Annotated in this window: 17 protein-coding genes; 10 read left to right on the forward strand and 7 right to left on the reverse strand. The window is 31.5% G+C overall.

The features are described from left to right. Positions 1 to 53: 53 nt before the first annotated feature. Positions 54 to 2,333, reverse strand: coding sequence for a M1 family metallopeptidase (locus ACUN3A_RS02020; protein WP_445549684.1), 2,280 nt, complete (start codon positions 2,331 to 2,333; stop codon positions 54 to 56). 254 nt (positions 2,334 to 2,587) lie between these two features. Between ACUN3A_RS02020 and ACUN3A_RS02025 the strand changes: the two genes are divergently transcribed. Both ACUN3A_RS02025 and ACUN3A_RS02030 read left to right on the forward strand, forming a co-directional pair. After that, positions 2,588 to 3,439: an aldose 1-epimerase family protein gene (locus ACUN3A_RS02025; protein ID WP_445549685.1), complete on the forward strand. Its 852-nt coding sequence runs from the start codon at positions 2,588 to 2,590 to the stop codon at positions 3,437 to 3,439. Between the two features lie 20 nt (positions 3,440 to 3,459). Then, complete coding sequence (locus ACUN3A_RS02030) at positions 3,460 to 4,011, forward strand: GNAT family N-acetyltransferase (protein WP_445549686.1); 552 nt, start codon at positions 3,460 to 3,462, stop codon at positions 4,009 to 4,011. A 143-nt stretch (positions 4,012 to 4,154) separates the two neighbouring features. Here the strand turns inward: ACUN3A_RS02030 and ACUN3A_RS02035 are convergent, their stop codons facing one another. Then, positions 4,155 to 4,388, reverse strand: a complete 234-nt coding sequence (locus ACUN3A_RS02035; protein ID WP_115810303.1) for a VF530 family protein — start codon at positions 4,386 to 4,388, stop codon at positions 4,155 to 4,157. Positions 4,389 to 4,458: 70 nt separating this feature from the next. Between ACUN3A_RS02035 and smpB the strand changes: the two genes are divergently transcribed. Together smpB and ACUN3A_RS02045 are read left to right on the forward strand one after the other, a co-directional pair. Continuing rightward, on the forward strand, positions 4,459 to 4,911 hold the full coding sequence (smpB, locus tag ACUN3A_RS02040) for an SsrA-binding protein SmpB (protein WP_445549687.1): 453 nt from the start codon (positions 4,459 to 4,461) through the stop codon (positions 4,909 to 4,911). Positions 4,912 to 5,000: 89 nt separating this feature from the next. Further along, a complete protein-coding gene (locus ACUN3A_RS02045) occupies positions 5,001 to 5,678 on the forward strand; it encodes a hypothetical protein (protein WP_445549688.1) in 678 nt (225 codons plus the stop codon). 75 nt (positions 5,679 to 5,753) lie between these two features. On the opposite strand, the gene ACUN3A_RS02050 is transcribed toward ACUN3A_RS02045, so the two are convergent. Next, entirely contained in the window at positions 5,754 to 6,395 is a 642-nt protein-coding gene (locus tag ACUN3A_RS02050) for a protein-L-isoaspartate(D-aspartate) O-methyltransferase (RefSeq protein WP_445549689.1), read from the reverse strand. A 165-nt stretch (positions 6,396 to 6,560) separates the two neighbouring features. On the opposite strand from ACUN3A_RS02050, the gene ACUN3A_RS02055 reads away from it, so the two are divergent. The 6 genes from ACUN3A_RS02055 (at position 6,561) to ACUN3A_RS02080 (ending at position 12,689) form a co-directional block, all read left to right on the forward strand. Continuing rightward, positions 6,561 to 7,526, forward strand: a complete 966-nt coding sequence (locus tag ACUN3A_RS02055) for a Gfo/Idh/MocA family protein (RefSeq protein WP_445549690.1) — start codon at positions 6,561 to 6,563, stop codon at positions 7,524 to 7,526. Between the two features lie 86 nt (positions 7,527 to 7,612). Beyond that, positions 7,613 to 8,500 (forward strand): 3-hydroxyacyl-CoA dehydrogenase family protein, encoded by an 888-nt coding sequence (locus ACUN3A_RS02060; RefSeq protein ID WP_445549691.1) that lies wholly within the window; start codon positions 7,613 to 7,615, stop codon positions 8,498 to 8,500. Positions 8,501 to 8,518: 18 nt separating this feature from the next. After that, entirely contained in the window at positions 8,519 to 9,178 is a 660-nt protein-coding gene (locus ACUN3A_RS02065) for a YggS family pyridoxal phosphate-dependent enzyme (RefSeq protein WP_445549692.1), read from the forward strand. A gap of 62 nt (positions 9,179 to 9,240) precedes the next feature. Next, on the forward strand, positions 9,241 to 10,602 hold the full coding sequence (locus ACUN3A_RS02070; RefSeq protein ID WP_445549693.1) for an exonuclease domain-containing protein: 1,362 nt from the start codon (positions 9,241 to 9,243) through the stop codon (positions 10,600 to 10,602). Positions 10,603 to 10,840: 238 nt separating this feature from the next. Then, the gene (miaA, locus tag ACUN3A_RS02075; RefSeq protein ID WP_445549694.1) at positions 10,841 to 11,758 is read left to right on the forward strand and encodes a tRNA (adenosine(37)-N6)-dimethylallyltransferase MiaA; all 918 of its coding nucleotides are present in this window, start codon (positions 10,841 to 10,843) and stop codon (positions 11,756 to 11,758) included. A 190-nt stretch (positions 11,759 to 11,948) separates the two neighbouring features. Next, positions 11,949 to 12,689 carry an acyl-[acyl-carrier-protein] thioesterase gene (locus tag ACUN3A_RS02080; RefSeq protein WP_445549695.1) on the forward strand — a complete coding sequence of 247 codons (741 nt, stop codon included), beginning with the start codon at positions 11,949 to 11,951 and terminating at the stop codon, positions 12,687 to 12,689. Between the two features lie 52 nt (positions 12,690 to 12,741). Here the strand turns inward: ACUN3A_RS02080 and ACUN3A_RS02085 are convergent, their stop codons facing one another. The 4 genes from ACUN3A_RS02085 to ACUN3A_RS02100 are packed head-to-tail and all read right to left on the reverse strand — an operon-like array spanning position 12,742 to position 16,698. After that, on the reverse strand, positions 12,742 to 13,449 hold the full coding sequence (locus ACUN3A_RS02085; protein WP_315153732.1) for a response regulator transcription factor: 708 nt from the start codon (positions 13,447 to 13,449) through the stop codon (positions 12,742 to 12,744). Between the two features lie 3 nt (positions 13,450 to 13,452). Further along, on the reverse strand, positions 13,453 to 15,036 hold the full coding sequence (locus ACUN3A_RS02090; RefSeq protein ID WP_445549696.1) for a sensor histidine kinase: 1,584 nt from the start codon (positions 15,034 to 15,036) through the stop codon (positions 13,453 to 13,455). A gap of 59 nt (positions 15,037 to 15,095) precedes the next feature. After that, positions 15,096 to 15,692, reverse strand: coding sequence for a dephospho-CoA kinase (coaE, locus tag ACUN3A_RS02095; protein ID WP_445549697.1), 597 nt, complete (start codon positions 15,690 to 15,692; stop codon positions 15,096 to 15,098). Between the two features lie 7 nt (positions 15,693 to 15,699). Next, positions 15,700 to 16,698, reverse strand: a complete 999-nt coding sequence (locus tag ACUN3A_RS02100; protein ID WP_445549698.1) for a glycosyltransferase — start codon at positions 16,696 to 16,698, stop codon at positions 15,700 to 15,702. Positions 16,699 to 16,747: the final 49 nt, after the last annotated feature.

Raw genomic sequence — 16,747 nt, forward strand, 5'->3', positions numbered from 1 at the left:
CTTGTAGAAAATTTACACTACAAGTCTTTTTGTTTTTAAACTATTCCCTTTTACTATTTAGTATCTCTTGTAAAAGGTATTTTCTGATCTGAACTGATAATCATATCAAATGCATTTTTAGCTTCGTTAAATTGAAATGTAACTCCCGCTTCTTTAGATTCAAATTTATCTTTATCAATTTGAGTAAGAGAAAATTTTGGATAATTAGTAATTTCAGCAAAAAGTACACTGTTTTTTTCCGTAAACTCAATTTTCAAAGGCGCTTTAGTAGTAGAAAATTTCCCTAAGTAGCCATCTAAAATAACGTCTTTTTCAACTGTGCCACTACCAGACTTCCAAGTGTTATTACTTTCATTTACATCTGGAAAGACTTTACCTGGATCGATAACAACGCTTTCTATTTCTTCAGTAGTATTCACTTTAAAAGACCAGTCTATATTACGTTGCCAAATTTCTACAGGCAAGTTAACACGAGTTACTTTTCCACTCTTTGTTTTTACATCTAAAATAACAGGCATTGCCATTTTCTCGAAGTTTTCAATAGTAATAACAGCCCCTTTACTTGGATCATTTTTCACATATTTAACCGAATTTACTCCTTGATCTAAACGCCAGTTGTTAACAAACCATCCTTTCCAAAACCAACTTAAATCCTCCCCTGCGACATTTTCCATAGTTCTAAAAAAATCATCTGGAGCAGGATGCTTAAAAGCCCAACGTTCTACATATGTTCTAAAAGCCAAATCAAAACGTTCTGGCCCTAACACTTGCTCTCTCAACATCACAAGACCTGCACTTGGTTTAAAATAACACAAAAGACCAATATTTCTTTCTTTCATATTATCTGGAGAACTCATAATCGGTTCTGTCTTCGGATTAGTAAAGTAGTCTGCATTTTTATGCATATCCGTCACTTTACTTTTATACTCACCATTATTAAAATCAACCGAACTTATTGAATTTATAAAAGTATTGAATCCTTCATCCATCCATCCAAATAAACGCTCATTAGATCCCACAATCATTGGGAACCAACCATGACCAAATTCATGATCCGTAACTCCCCATAAATCTTCTCCTTTAGATTCCCATCCGCAAAAAACAATTCCTGGATATTCCATTCCACCCTCATTTCCTGCTACATTGGTAGCTACTGGATAAGGATATTCAAACCATCTTTTAGAATAATTTTCGATTGAAGTCTTAGTATATTCAGTAGCACGTCCCCAAGCTTCATTACCAGCACTTTCAACAGGGTAAGCAGATAATGCTAATGATTTTGCACCGCTTGGTAAATTAATTCTTGCTCCATCTAATATAAATGCTGGCGAAGATGCCCATGAAAGATCTCTAGCATTCTTAATTTTAAAATGCCATGTTTTTTCAGAAGTTGTTCCTCCCTTTGATGCATTCGCTGCTACTTCTTCGGCAGTACGAATCATAACCGTTTTTTCGCTTTGCTTTGCTTCAGCAAGTCTTTTTTGTTCGGTAGCAGAATATACAGCAGTTGGGTTTAGTAAATTACCAGAACAAACTACAATATGATTTGATGGAACTGTAATGTTTACATCCAAATCACCATATTCTAAATAAAACTCAGATGCTCCTAAATATGGATTGGTATTCCAACCTCTCAAATCATCATACACACACATACGTGGATACCATTGTGCGATAGTGAAAATTTTACCATTTTTAGTATCTAAAACTCCCGTTCTATCCGAACCTTCTTTTGGGGAAATATAAGAGAAATCTATTTTGATATTAACAACACCTCCTTTTGGTTTCAAATCATCTGGAAGAAAAACTTGCATTCTAGTATCGGTAATAATGTATTTCGCTTCTTTTTCTACAGATCTCCCTTTTGAAGTAGAAACTATTTTAACCGATTTAATTTTATGACCTCCGTCAAAGATTTCTCCTCTGGCACCATTGCGACTTCCATTAAGCGGAATAAGTGCATTTCCTCTGGAATCTGCTTTGAATAAATTTTGATCTAAATGCATCCAGACAAAAGACATTTTATCAGGACTATTATTGGTATACGTCACAACATCTGTACCAATTATTTCATTTGTTTTTTCGTTTAATTTTGCTGTCAGTTTATAATCAGCTCTGTTTTGCCAATAGGCATAACCTGGTTCACCACTTGCAGATCGAGTAGTTGATCCATCTTTTGTATAAAAAAATGGTCCAAAAGCATCATGATAATCATACTTTGAAACAGGAGTGGAAGTTGAAGTACTAGTAGCAGGAGCATCTTGACTCCATGAAGTATTAAACACAATTAATAAAGCCAGTTGAAGTAAGGCTCCAAAACGATTGTTTTTCATATAGTTCTTTTTTTATTCAATTTAATTCTAAGTGGGTCTTTATGGTAAGATAATTAATTTGACTATTTTTTATACTTATTTCATACTTTTTATCTTTCTATAACAAATTAATGGAAAAAAAATTAATTTTCATCTAAAAAATAAGGATTTGATCAATTTTTACTTCAAATAAAATTTTATTTTATTTTTCAAAATAAGAATTATAAAATATCTTTACAAAAGCATTTTCTAAACACCAAAAACAACTATATATTTTGACCACAACTATTTCAAACTCAATTCTAACAGCAGAAATAAAACATACAGGAGCCGAATTATGTTCTCTAAAAGATAACTCGAATAAAGAATACATTTGGAATGGAAATCCTGATTTTTGGGGAAAGCATTCTCCCGTTTTATTCCCAATCGTTGGTACTTTAAAAAACAATTACTATCAACATGACAATTTGGAATACAGTTTATCTCGTCATGGTTTTGCTCGCGAAATGGAATTTGAGTTAATTGATAAACAAGAAAATAGTGCAACTTTTTCATTAGTTTCTACACCGGAAACCAAAAAAAAATACCCTTTTGATTTTGATTTACATTTAGTTTATACACTAGAAAGCAAAACTTTGAAGATAGAATATAAAGTATTCAACAACGGAGAATCAAAAATGCCTTTTTCAATTGGTGCACATCCCGCTTTTGATTTGCCTGGAAATTTTGAAAAATACAGTCTGACTTTTGAAGATAACAATTCTTTAAATTATTATTTACTTGAAGATGGCTTAATATCAAATACGACTAATTCAATTACATTAGATAAAAATGAATTGCATTTGAATTATAAATTATTTGAAAATGACGCTTTGGTTTTTAAAAATATAAAATCCAAATCAGTTACTATTTTAGAAAATTCAATTCCATTTTTAAAAGTAAGCTTTCCTAATTTTCCAGATTTAGGAATTTGGACACCTTCAAATGCGCCATTTATATGTATTGAGCCTTGGTTTGGTTATTCAGACACTGTGGATAAATCGGGTACACTTTTGGATAAAGAAGGAATTCAAATATTGGAAGCAAATGGTATATTCCATTCAGCTTTCAGTATTGAAATTTTATAAAATAATTAAAAATCGAGAGTATGCTAAAAGTTAATTTTTTACCTTTTCCAGTATTAAAAACCGACCGATTATTATTACGAAGATTGACCATTGCTGATGCAGACACAATTTTGGCCTTGCGTTCTAATGACCAAGTGATGAAATACATTCCAAGACCATATCTTAAAAACAAACAAGATGCCCTGGAACTTATTACGCTGTTTGATGATAAAATTGAAAATGGAATCGGTATTAATTGGGGAATAGCATTCTTAGATGAACCCGAAAAAATTTTAGGAATCATAGGACATTACCGCATGAAACCTGAACATTATAGAGCAGAAGTAGGTTATATGCTTTTCCCAGAATTTAATAGAAAAGGAATTGTTTCAGAAGCTTTACAAAAAGTGGTTGAATATGGTTTTAAAAAAATGAAACTACACTCGATAGAAGCTATTTTAGATCCTGAAAATATAGCTTCGGAGAAAGTATTATTAAAAAATGGTTTTGTAAAAGAAGCGCATTTGATTGAAAATGAATTTTATGATGGTCATTTTATAAATACCATGATTTATTCCAAATTGAATAGATAAACTGCTAACACCTTAATTCCTTATAAAACTAATGCCCTAGCCCAGATGAAAACGGCATCCTGTTGTCCTGGGGTTCGAGACAACAGATATAGTGGACAGCTGACACGAGCGATAGCGAACTGACGAAGTAATTAAGCTCCTAATTATTTAGATTGTATTTTCGGAAGTGTTTTGATATACAAATCCTCGACTTGTTTACGTGCCCAATCTGTTTTTCGTAAAAAGGTAAGACTTGATTTTACACTTGGGTTTTCATTGAACGATTTTATCTTAATCAATTCTCCCAAGGTATCAAATCCGTAATATTCTACTAATGTCTCCACTATTTTTTGAAGTGTCACTCCATGAAGCGGATCTTTTGACTGTTGTTTTTCCATAATGCAAATTTATAGCATTTTATAAAAAACAATTGGTCTTTCATTAATTAGTTGCTAAATTTGCCCAACTATGCAAAAAATTGTCAACATACTCAACAAGAGAGCCCGTTTCGATTATGAAATTCTAGAAATCTACACCGCTGGAATTGTTTTAGCCGGAACCGAAATCAAATCTATTCGATTAGGAAAGGCGAATATTACTGAAAGTTTTTGTGAATTTAGCAACAATGAACTTTTTGCCATCAATACTTATATAGAAGAATATAGTTTTGGAAATCAATTCAATCATAAAGCCAGAAGCGAGCGAAAACTGCTTCTAAACAAGCGAGAGCTAAAAGGTTTGGCTCGTAGTGTCCAAGCTAAAGGTCTTACTATTGTTCCTTTAAAATTATTTACCAACGAAAAAGGAATGGCCAAATTACAAATTGGTCTTTGCCGAGGTAAAAAAACATATGACAAAAGAGAGTCTTTAAAAGAACAGGATACAAAAAGAGATTTAGATCGAATTAAAAAGGCCTATTAAATAAAAATCTCGTTAATTTTTTTGTTTTTTCACTGTTATTTATAACAAAATATTATACATTTACTTGTATAAAACAAACAAACAAAATTATGAAAAAAATTTTAATTGCCTTTATTTGTATATGCTTTGCTAGTTGTGGAAGCAATACCTCTATTGTTTCAAGCTGGAGAGATCCAAATTCTTCCCTTTCTAAAGAAAAATTCAAGAAAGTATTAGTTGTTGCTTTAATGAAAGACGAAAGTAGCCGAAGAGCTACGGAAAACAGAATAGCTTCTAACAACCCTACAGTATTAAACCCTTCTTATAACTATTTGAATCAACAAAACTTAAACCTTACTAAAGAGGAAAAGTTAAGTATTCTACAAACTGAAGGTTTTGATGGAGTTATTACTTTACGTTTTATCAGAGCTGATAAAGAAACCGAATATATTCCTGGAACTGCAAATTACTATGGCGGTATGGGTTATCCTGGAATGGGATATGGCTACGCAGGTGGTTACGGAATGGGTTACGGAGCAGGATTTGGCGGATGGTATGGTGCTTATGCTCCGGCATACTACACTCCTGGATACTACCAAGAAAATGTGTACTATTATATTGAAACAAACATTTTTGATATGAAAAATAACAAATTAGTTTGGAGTGCTACTACAAAATCTCTTGATGTATCAGATGTAACAACAACAGTTGATGAAATCATGGAAGCTTGTGTAAAACAAATGAGAGCTGATGGTTATATGGATCCAAAATCAAAAGACAAAAAATAAAACATATTTCTCTAAAGAGTACAAAAAAACCGTTTCAATAAATTTGAAACGGTTTTTTTTTATGTCTTACTATTTTTAATTTTTATCTTCTAATAAAGGAACAAAACGAAACTCTCCAAATTCGTGTTTTTCAAATTGTGTTTCATTTATACGAATAAGCATAGTCATAATTTGAACATCCTCTCCCAATGGAATAACAAGTCTTCCTCCTACCTTAAGTTGTGCCATTAAAGGTTGTGGAATAATAGGTGCTCCAGCAGTAACAATAATACTATCAAAAGGAGCATAATTTGGTAATCCTTTATACCCATCACCAAAAGAAATATGTTTAGGACGAATCCCTAGTTTAGGTAATAAAACAGAGGTTTGTTTGAACAGCTCTTTTTGCCTTTCAACAGAAAAAACCTGAGCTCCCATTAAACACAAAACGGCTGTTTGATACCCAGAACCTGTTCCAATTTCCAATACTTTATGACCTTTTTCTATTTCTAATAATTGAGATTGAAAAGCCACGGTATAAGGTTGGGAAATAGTCTGACCTGCCGCAATAGGAAAAGCCTTATCCTGATAAGCGTAATCTTCAAAACTTGAATTTAGAAATAAATGGCGGGGGATTTTTTTAATAGCTTCTAGAACATTTTTATCCGTAATTCCTTTTTCCTTTAAAATGTTTACTAACTGATTACGAAGTCCTTGATGCTTGGCTGTATCTTTCAAAATTTAGGGTTTTATTAAAGAACAAAAATAGAAAACTAAATCAATTTCCAATTCAAAATAAAAACCAAATTGTTAACTCTGATAATAAAAAATAAGCACACAATTTAGAATTTTATAAATTGGAATTTCTTATTTTATTACTATTTTTGTGGAAACATCATTATTATGCTGAAAATTGGAGTATTAGGTGCTGGGCACCTAGGTAAAATACATTTGCGTTTATTACAACAATCTGAAAAGTATGAATTAGTTGGTTTTTATGACCCCAATCTAGAAAACGCCGAAAAAATAAACAAAGAATTTGGTTACAAAAATTTCAATACTATTGCAACATTAATCCATGCGGTTGATGTTATTGACATCGTTACCCCTACACTTTCACATTATAAATGTGCTAAAGTAGCTATCAAATCTGGTAAACATGTTTTTATTGAGAAACCGATTTCCAATACCATCGAAGAAGCTGAAGAAATCATTACGCTTGCAAAAGAATACAATGTAAAAGGCCAAGTTGGTCATGTAGAAAGATTCAATCCTGCCTTTATCGCTACCAAAAACATGATTGAAAATCCCATGTTTATTGAAACACATCGATTAGCAGAGTTCAATCCCCGCGGAACAGATGTTCCCGTTGTTTTGGATTTAATGATACATGATATTGACGCTATTTTAAGCGTTGTAAAATCAAAAGTAAAAAATATCAATGCAAGTGGTGTTTCTGTTATAAGTGATACACCAGATATTGCAAATGCCCGAATTGAATTTGAAAATGGCTGTGTGGCTAATTTAACTGCAAGCCGAATTTCAATGAAAAACATGCGTAAATCAAGATTTTTTCAAAAAGATGCTTACATCTCTGTTGATTTTCTTGAAAAAAAATGCGAAGTAGTCAAAATGAAAGATGCGCCAGAAGTTCCTGGAGATTTTGACATGATTTTGCAAAATGCTGAAGGTGTAAAAAGACAAATCTATTTCTCGAATCCTGATGTAGAACAAAATAATGCCATACTTGACGAATTGGAGACATTTGCTGATGCTATCAATAATGATACAACGCCGATAGTTACCTTAGAACAAGCTACTGATGCATTGAGAGTTGCTTATCAGATTATTGATTGTTTTAATAAATAACCCAAAAATTAGTTTAAAGTTTAAGGTTTAAAGTCACATAGTGAAACTTTAAACCTTAAACTTTTTAACTTTAAACAATATAAATAATGAAAATCATAGCCGTAATCGGAGCAGGAACAATGGGTAACGGAATTGCCCATACTTTTGCGCAAAGTGGTTTTACCGTAAAATTAATTGACATTTCTGAAAAGTCATTAGACAAAGGAATGGAAACCATAGCAGCCAATTTAAACCGAATGGTTTCAAAAGGGACCATAACTCCAGAAGATGTTGTCAAGACAATTACCAATATTATTACCTATACCGATATTAAAGACGGAGTCGTTGGGGCAGATTTAGTTGTCGAAGCCGCTACCGAAAATATTGAATTAAAACTGAGTATTTTCAAACAACTAAATGAAGCTTGTTCACATAATACAATATTGGCTACTAACACTTCTTCCATTTCGATTACTCAAATTGGAGCTGTTGTAGCACATCCAGAACGTGTAATTGGAATGCATTTTATGAATCCAGTGCCAATTATGAAATTGGTAGAAATTATCCGTGGTTATAATACAAGTGATGAAGTAACAAACATCATCATGAAGTTATCCGAAAAACTTGGAAAAACCCCAGTTGAAGTAAACGATTATCCAGGTTTTGTGGCTAATAGAATTTTGATGCCAATGATCAACGAAGCAATCGAAACGCTATACAACAAAGTTGCGGGAGTTTATGAAATAGATACTGTAATGAAACTAGGAATGGGACACCCTATGGGACCTTTACAACTAGCCGATTTTATTGGTCTTGATGTATGCCTTGCAATATTGAATGTAATGTACGACGGTTTCAAAAATCCTAAATATGCTCCTTGCCCATTGTTGGTAAACATGGTAAGAGCTGGGAAATTGGGTGTGAAATCAGGTGAAGGTTTTTATGATTATAGTGAAAGTAAAAAAGCAGAAAAAATTTCGAAACAGTTTGTTTAAATTTTAATCTACCAACTCATGTCTATTCAAGAAAACCTCCTCCATATAAAATCATCTCTTCCAAAGCATGTTACTTTAGTAGCGGTTTCCAAAACCAAACCTATTCCTGATTTAATGGAAGCCTATAATGCTGGTCAACGCATTTTTGGTGAAAACAAAATACAGGAAATGGCCGATAAATGGGAACAAATGCCCAAAGATATCGAATGGCATATGATAGGTCATGTTCAAACCAATAAGGTCAAATTCATGGCTCCTTTCGTAAATTTAATTCATGGTGTTGATAGCTTAAAATTATTAGAAGAAATCAATAAACAAGCCTTAAAAAACAATCGAATTATTGATTGCTTACTTCAAATATACATAGCCGAAGAAGAATCTAAATTTGGACTTGACGAAGAAGAGCTGTCAGCACTCCTAGCCTCATCTATTTTTAAAGAAATGAAAAACATCCGAATTGTTGGTTTAATGGGAATGGCAACTTTCACCGATAATCAAAACCAAATCAAAAAGGAATTTTCGCATTTGAAATCTATTTTTGATTCTAAACAAAATCTAAAATCTGAAATCTGCAATCTGAAATCTCTTTCCATGGGAATGTCTGGCGATTATCAATTGGCAATTGCATGTGGCAGCACAATGGTTCGGATTGGAAGTAGTATCTTTGGAGGAAGATAGACAGATATTTGCTCTCAGATTAAAAAAACTGAATACTAAAAACTGTAAACTGAATACTGAATTTGTACGCAATACTCGACATAGAAACCACAGGAGGGCAATTCAACGAAGAAGGAATTACGGAAATTGCAATCTATAAATATGATGGGCAAGAAATTGTCGATCAATTTATCAGTTTAATCAATCCTGAAATTCCCATTCAACCGTTTGTAGTCAAACTTACAGGAATAAACAACGAAATGCTTCGTAGCGCTCCAAAGTTTTTCGAAGTAGCCAAACGCATTATCGAAATAACAAACGACTGTGTACTTGTTGCTCACAATGCCTCTTTTGATTATCGAATTCTACGCACAGAATTTCGTCGTTTAGGATATGACTTTAATATCAAAACCCTTTGTACTGTCGAATTATCACAACGATTAATGCCCGAACAACCCTCTCATAGTTTAGGAAAACTAGTAAGAGCTTTAGGAATTCCTATGGCCGACAGACACAGAGCCAGTGGCGATGCAATGGCAACAGTCAAACTTTTTCAGATGCTTTTGGACAAAGATTTGGAAAAAACCATCACAAAAGAACTTATCAAATTTGAAGTTATCAAAGGCGTTTCTCCAAAATTATTAGACATTATCGAAAGACTGCCTTCCAAAACTGGAATTTATTACATTCATCGCGAAGATGGCACTATCATATTTATAGGTCAAAGCAAAAACATAAAGAAAAGAGTCAATCAGCATTTTACGGGGATAACTACGAGTGCAAAAAAAATCCAATCTGAAGTATTCACAGTAACTTTTGAAGAAACAGGAAGTGAATTAATTGCATTATTAAAAGTATCCGAAGAAATAAAGAAAAACAGCCCCATTTATAATAGAATGTCACGCAAAAAAGCTTTGAATTGGGCGATATATTCCGAAAAAGATACCAACGGATACCTGAATTTAAAACTTCAAAAAGCTGATGGCCGTAAAAAAGAAATAACTGCTTTCATCAATCAACAAGAAGGAAAAGCAGCACTCAGTCGCATTACGACAAGTTATCAATTATGTCCAAAACTTACAGGTCTTTCGGACTCAAAAACAAATTGTACACAAAACGAAAACAATCAATGTGATGGCGCTTGTTCAAAAAAAATAACAAGCGAAGAGTACAATTCAAGAGTCCAGGTTTTTATCGACAAAAATATTTTTGATAATAAAAACATGATTATCATAGACCGTGGTCGAAAAACTGGCGAACACAGTGCCATATTAATAGAAAACGGAATATACAAAGGATATGCTTTTTATGATTTAAATTATCAGATTAACACACCCGAAATTCTAAAAAACATATTGGTTCCAATGCCAAACAATAGGAATACTCGAAATTATATTCAAGAATATTTAAGAAAAAACAGAGTTCAAAAAATTATTAATTTTTAGAATAATAATTAATAAACATAATCTTCGGACTAAATTAAACATATCTATTAGTAGTAGCTAATCCAGCTGTACACTACAACTCCTCATTATTCCAGTAGTTTTTCTAAGGCATAAAAGGAGCTTCTTCCAGTCGCTCTTTTATACCAAGAAAAACAAACTAAAATAACTCCGGGGTTTTCGTTACCATCTGGGCTAGGAAATAAATCAGGAATAGAAAAAAATATTGCAATACAGCTAAATGAAATATCTAATCACCATAGTGGGGCCAACAGCCATAGGAAAAACAGCATTGAGTATCAAATTAGCTAATCATTATAATTGCGACATTATTTCATGCGACAGCCGACAATTTTTTAAAGAAATGACTATTGGAACAGCCGTTCCCAATTCCGAAGAGTTGGCTTCAGCAACACATCATTTCATTCAAAACAAATCTATTTTTGACCAATATACCGTAGGTGACTTTGAAAAAGAAGCCCTTTTAAAAATCGAAGAATTATTTCAAACCAATGATTATGTAATACTAGTTGGAGGCTCAGGATTGTATGTCGATGCAATTTTAAAAGGCTTCGACGAATTTCCAGCAATAGATGCTAACATTCGAGAAAACGTAAATTTAAATTATGAAAATCTAGGAATCGAATATTTACAAAAACAGTTAGAAACACTCGATCCGATATATTTCCAGAAAATAACTTCCGAAAACCCGCAAACTTTGCAAAACCCGCAACGTATGATGCGATTTGTAGAAGTTTGTCTTGGAACAGGGAAACCGTATTCATCGTTTTTAAATCAAAAGAAAAACAACCGTAATTTCACGCCAATCCTTATTGGTTTGGAAGCCGACAGAAAAGTCATTTACGAAAGAATAAACCAGCGAGTGGATATTATGCTCAATGAAGGACTTTTGGCGGAAGCCAAAATATTATATCCAAACAAAGAACTAAACGCACTGCAAACGGTTGGCTATCGAGAATTATTCAGTTATTTTGATGGAGAATTCACATTGCCCTTTGCCATTGAGGAAATCAAGAAAAACACCCGAAGATTTTCAAAACGACAGCTTACCTGGTTCAAACGAAATGAAAGCACCAAATGGTTTGATTATTTGACAAACAGAAATGATATAATAAAACATATCAGTACTCTACATTAATTATTCATAAATAACAATTAAATAGTTACAAAGAATAATTAAATATTTATAAACAACAATTAAATAATTTTAAAAAATAATTGAATATTTACAGACAACTAATAAATAGTTATAAATAACAATTAAATTAACAAAAACAACAATTTAATTGTTATAAAGAATAATTCAATGTTTATAATTCACAATTAATATGCCAATAGATTCAAATTTCACATCCATATTGAGTAAAGATTGGGAAATCAATTTTACCCAATGTACCCCAAATGGCTATCTAAAATATACTGATTTATGTAATCTGTTGCAACTAACTGCTGCCACACATTCGGAAGTTGGTGGAATAAGTTTTAGCGATATGCAGGAATTCAACCAAGCTTGGGTATTAAGTAGAATGCGGGTAGAAATTCTAGAATTACCAAAATGGCGAGATGTTGTTACGGTAAAAACCTGGATTAATTCCTTAGAAAATTCACGTTCCGTAAGAGCACTTGAAATGTATGTTAACGGAAAAAAAATAATAGGATCTGAAACTTTTTGGGCAGTCTTTAATACCAAAGCGCGTAGGCCAGAACCTTTGGCACTACCCTATGAACATTTTGAATTGTATCCCGAAAACAGAGCTACAGAATTGGGATTTTCAAAAATAAACTTACCACAAGAAAAAGAAATAATTTTTGAAAGAACTGTTTCCCTGTCCGATTTAGACATTGTTAATCATGCTAATAATGTAAAATATTTGGAATGGTGCTTAGATCTCGTTGATGAAAATAAAATATTATCTCAACAAGTAAAGAGTTTTGAAATGAACTTTTTAAAAGAGCTTTCTCTCAAAGATAAAGTAATAATTCACGAATGCATCAATGAGAATGATGTCGTTTTTAGCATCACCAAAGAAGATAAAACCTGTTTTGCATTACAACTTAATTGGAAATAAAAAAGCTTCGAATTAATTCGAAGCTTTTCGTTTTTTATAAGAAATCAATTGATTATTTTGCTTTCACAACTAATCTAAATCCTTCTCCGTGAATGTTTAAAATCTCAACATCCTCATCTTGTTTTAAATACTTTCTTAGTTTAGCGATGTAAACATCCATACTTCTAGATGTAAAGTAATTATCATCTCTCCATATTTTTGTCAACGCAAGCTCTCTTGGCATCAAGTCGTTTTCATGCAGAATCAACATTTTAAGCAACTCATTCTCTTTTGGAGATAACTTGATTGGCTCTTCATTATTGAATGTCAAGAAACGAAGTTTTGAATTTAAATGAAATTTACCAACATTAAATTCAAATTGAACCACTTCAGTTTTCACATCAGATGCTTTTCTTTGAATGATGGCTTTAATTTTCATCAATAAAACTTCAGAATCAAAAGGTTTATTTAAATAATCATCAGCTCCAGCTTTATATCCTTTTAAAACATCCTCTTTCATTGATTTTGCTGTAAGGAAAATAATAGGCACTTCGTTATTTTTTTCTCTTATTTCTTTTGCCAAAGTATAACCATCCTTATATGGCATCATTACATCCAAAATACACAAATCATAAGTGTCTTTTTTGAACTTTTCAAATCCTTCCATACCATTTTTAGCCAAAACAACTTCAAAATCATTTAGCATTAAATAGTCTTTTAGAACTGCACCAAAATTAAGGTCATCTTCTACTAATAGTATTTTTTTATTTGTGTTTTCCATACTCTAATTTATTAAAGGTAATTTTATAATGAAGGTACTTCCTTTTCCCTTTTCACTTTCTACATATATTTGACCATTATGGTCGTCAACAATTCTTTTTACATAAGCTAAACCTAAACCATGGCCTTTTACGTTATGTATATCTCCTGTATGTTCTCTATAAAATTTTTCAAAAATTCTTTTTTGAGCAATTTTACTCATACCAACACCATTGTCTTTTATTTTAATAAGAACCATGTCCTTAACATTCTCTGTATAAATATCAATCTTAGGGATATCAGGAGTGTATTTTATCGCATTTTCCAGGATATTAACTATTACATTCGTAAAGTGAACATCATTCAGTAAAACCACCTTTCTGATCGCTCCAAAATGAGTTGAAACACTACCTTCCCTATCTTCCAGAATCAAATTTACATGTTCGATAGCATCATTAATCACTTCTTCTATGTCACTCGATTCCTTTATAATATTCAGTTCTTTCTTCTCTAATTTTGAAATCCTTAAAACATTTTCAACTTGAGCATGCATTCGTTTATTTTCGTCCCTAATCATTTCAAGGTACTTAAACACTTTCTCTTTGTCATCAATAATCTTAGGATTTCGGATGGCATCCAAAGCTAAATTTATTGTGGCAATTGGTGTTTTAAACTCATGCGTCATATTATTTATAAAATCATTTTTGATTTCAGAAATTTGCCTTTGACGTATTAACTGATTTAATGCCGACGTATACGCAATTATAATAATCAATGTAAATATGATAGATAATATCGTTATACTAACCAATTGTGATAATAAGAACTTCTTTTTATGCGGAAAATCAACATACAATTTATACTTTTCATTCCCTTCATTATCTGTAAAAACAGGAATAGAATTAGCTTCTTCTTTATTGTATATAAAGTTATCCGACTTTACTTTGGTTTCCAGTCCATTACTATAAATCGCAAACTCAAATTTGGTTTTTACTCCATACTCTTCTAATTCTTTCCTGATTAATTTCTTTAATTCATCATTAGAAACTCTTTCTTCAAGGGGCTTTGCTGATAGAATATCTTTATTTGAAATTTCAAAAATAAATTTTTGTAAAATACCTAAATCTCCAACTTTTTCTATTTTAATATCAGGAACTAAACTTTGATTAACAATAGAATTATCAATTGAATTATTATTATAAATTTCTGTTACTCTACTAGAACTAAAGCTTTTAAACTTATTATTGTCATTTTTTTTATCAAATGAAGGTAAAGAAATATCGTATTTTTTTGATTTAATGTTATTAGAATAAACAATAGTCTTATTTGTTTTTGGATTTTTCTGAACATAATAAAACTCCATTAAATCCTCCTCTTTCGGAGCAATTCCAGTACTGTCTATTTTTTTATTAATCTTATTATAAAAACTATAGAGTTCATGTTGTTCTAATTTTTGTGCAACATTTCCTAAAACCTGCTTAACATGATACTTAAATTGTTCATCATTATTCCTAAATGAGGTATTAAACCAATACACTTGCACAAGAATAATCCCGATCAAGGATAGACTCATTAACATTACAAGCAATCTAAAAAATAGTTTATTCATTCAAGCAAAATTAATATTTTAACAATATAATAAATAATGCATTAACCAAAGATTAACATTTAAGAGTTCATTTGTTTAATTCCTAAAAAATTAAGAATTTTAACAATTCCTAACTTTAGAGCTTCCACGCTACTGTTATCAATAATAAAATCGCTTTTTGATGATTTATCTTCATCATTCCATTGATTTTTCATTCTTTCCAAAACTTTATTACGAGTTGTTTTATCTCTAGAAATTACTCTTTCAATCCTAATTTCAAGAGGAGTAACTACATTAATAATGAAATCACAGTCTTTATAACTCCCGCTTTCAAATAAAATTGCACTCTCATAAATAATAAATGAATCTTTTTGGTGCTCTAATAACCATTGTTTGAAATGTTGTTTTACTGCGGGATGTACAATGCTATTGAGCTTCGCTAACTTAATGGTATTATTAAAAACAATTTCAGATAATCGCTCTCTAATTAATACATCATTTTCAAAAACAGATTCGCCAAATTCTTCTCGAATCTGGTTCAGAACAGCATCAGACTGCATTAATTTTTTTGCTTCCTGATCTGTTATGTAAACTGGTATTCCATGTGAGGCAAATTCATTGGCAACAGTAGTTTTGCCACTTCCAATTCCTCCTGTTAAACCAATTATCTTCACCATATTATAATTATACTTTAAAAAATAATTCGGGGAAAGCTATTTTTGGATCTTGTTTTAATACAATTACTTTTACATACGATTTTAAAAAACCTATTCCGTAACCATAAAACTGTTTCCAAACTGCTATTAATGATAAATAACCAATTTTAATACTCTTATTCTGTATAGAAGATACCAAAAACAATGCCGAAAAGTAGCAAAAATAAAATTTAAGAAGAATATCTTGATTAAAAATCAATAATACTAAAGATACAAAAAAACCTATTATAAAAAACGTAGGGAAGAAAAAAGTTAATTTATTATATTGAGGATACCAGCTATTGAGTATTGGTCTTGCCTTACCAAATTTACTAACTTGTATCGTAAATTTGTCCCAATCGATTCTCCTCTTGTGATAGACAAATGCATTAGGCAAAAGTCTCGTTTCGTATCCCATTTCCCATAAACGAATAGACAAATCAGGATCTTCACCTGGATGAATATTTCCAAAACCACCCGAAGCTTTGAATGCTTTATTAGACAAGCCCATATTAAAACTTCTTGGCTGAAACTTTCCAATTTTTTCAGAACCTCCTCTAATTCCGCCTGTGGTTAAAAAAGAAGTCATTGTAAAATTAATAGCTTTTTGAATATCCGAAAAACTATCTAATGCTTTATCTGGACCACCAAAACAGTCTACATAATTTTCTTGTAAAGCCTTTTCTACTTCATTCAAATAATTACTTGGTATAATACAATCAGAGTCAAAAATTATAAAATAATCTCCTCTAGCTTTACTCATTCCATAATTTCTAGAATCCCCAGGTCCAGAATTCTCTTTATAATAATAAGAAATATCTAGTCTATCACCGTATTTTTGAGCAACATCTTGGCATCGGATTGTAGAACCATCTTCTATCAATACAATCTCATATATTTGATCGTAAGTTGATTTTGCTAAACTTTCTAATAATTCATCAACTTCATCAGGACGATTATAAACAGGAATGATCAATGAAAACAACATAATAGTATTGAGTTATTATTTTTTATTCTTTTATTTTTTTTGCAAAGGT

This window comes from Flavobacterium sp. WC2509 (assembly GCF_052683105.1).

Coding starts and splice junctions, on each gene's coding strand:
- smpB (WP_445549687.1), top strand. CDS start 4,459: ATGCAAAAAATTGTCAACATACTCAACAAGAGAGCCCGTTTCGATTAT.
- ACUN3A_RS02100 (WP_445549698.1), bottom strand. CDS start 16,698: ATGTTGTTTTCATTGATCATTCCTGTTTATAATCGTCCTGATGAAGTT.
- ACUN3A_RS02030 (WP_445549686.1), top strand. CDS start 3,460: ATGCTAAAAGTTAATTTTTTACCTTTTCCAGTATTAAAAACCGACCGA.
- ACUN3A_RS02060 (WP_445549691.1), top strand. CDS start 7,613: ATGAAAATCATAGCCGTAATCGGAGCAGGAACAATGGGTAACGGAATT.
- ACUN3A_RS02085 (WP_315153732.1), bottom strand. CDS start 13,449: ATGGAAAACACAAATAAAAAAATACTATTAGTAGAAGATGACCTTAAT.
- coaE (WP_445549697.1), bottom strand. CDS start 15,692: ATGGTGAAGATAATTGGTTTAACAGGAGGAATTGGAAGTGGCAAAACT.
- ACUN3A_RS02020 (WP_445549684.1), bottom strand. CDS start 2,333: ATGAAAAACAATCGTTTTGGAGCCTTACTTCAACTGGCTTTATTAATT.
- ACUN3A_RS02055 (WP_445549690.1), top strand. CDS start 6,561: ATGCTGAAAATTGGAGTATTAGGTGCTGGGCACCTAGGTAAAATACAT.
- ACUN3A_RS02065 (WP_445549692.1), top strand. CDS start 8,519: ATGTCTATTCAAGAAAACCTCCTCCATATAAAATCATCTCTTCCAAAG.
- ACUN3A_RS02080 (WP_445549695.1), top strand. CDS start 11,949: ATGCCAATAGATTCAAATTTCACATCCATATTGAGTAAAGATTGGGAA.
- ACUN3A_RS02035 (WP_115810303.1), bottom strand. CDS start 4,388: ATGGAAAAACAACAGTCAAAAGATCCGCTTCATGGAGTGACACTTCAA.
- ACUN3A_RS02045 (WP_445549688.1), top strand. CDS start 5,001: ATGAAAAAAATTTTAATTGCCTTTATTTGTATATGCTTTGCTAGTTGT.
- ACUN3A_RS02090 (WP_445549696.1), bottom strand. CDS start 15,036: ATGAATAAACTATTTTTTAGATTGCTTGTAATGTTAATGAGTCTATCC.
- miaA (WP_445549694.1), top strand. CDS start 10,841: ATGAAATATCTAATCACCATAGTGGGGCCAACAGCCATAGGAAAAACA.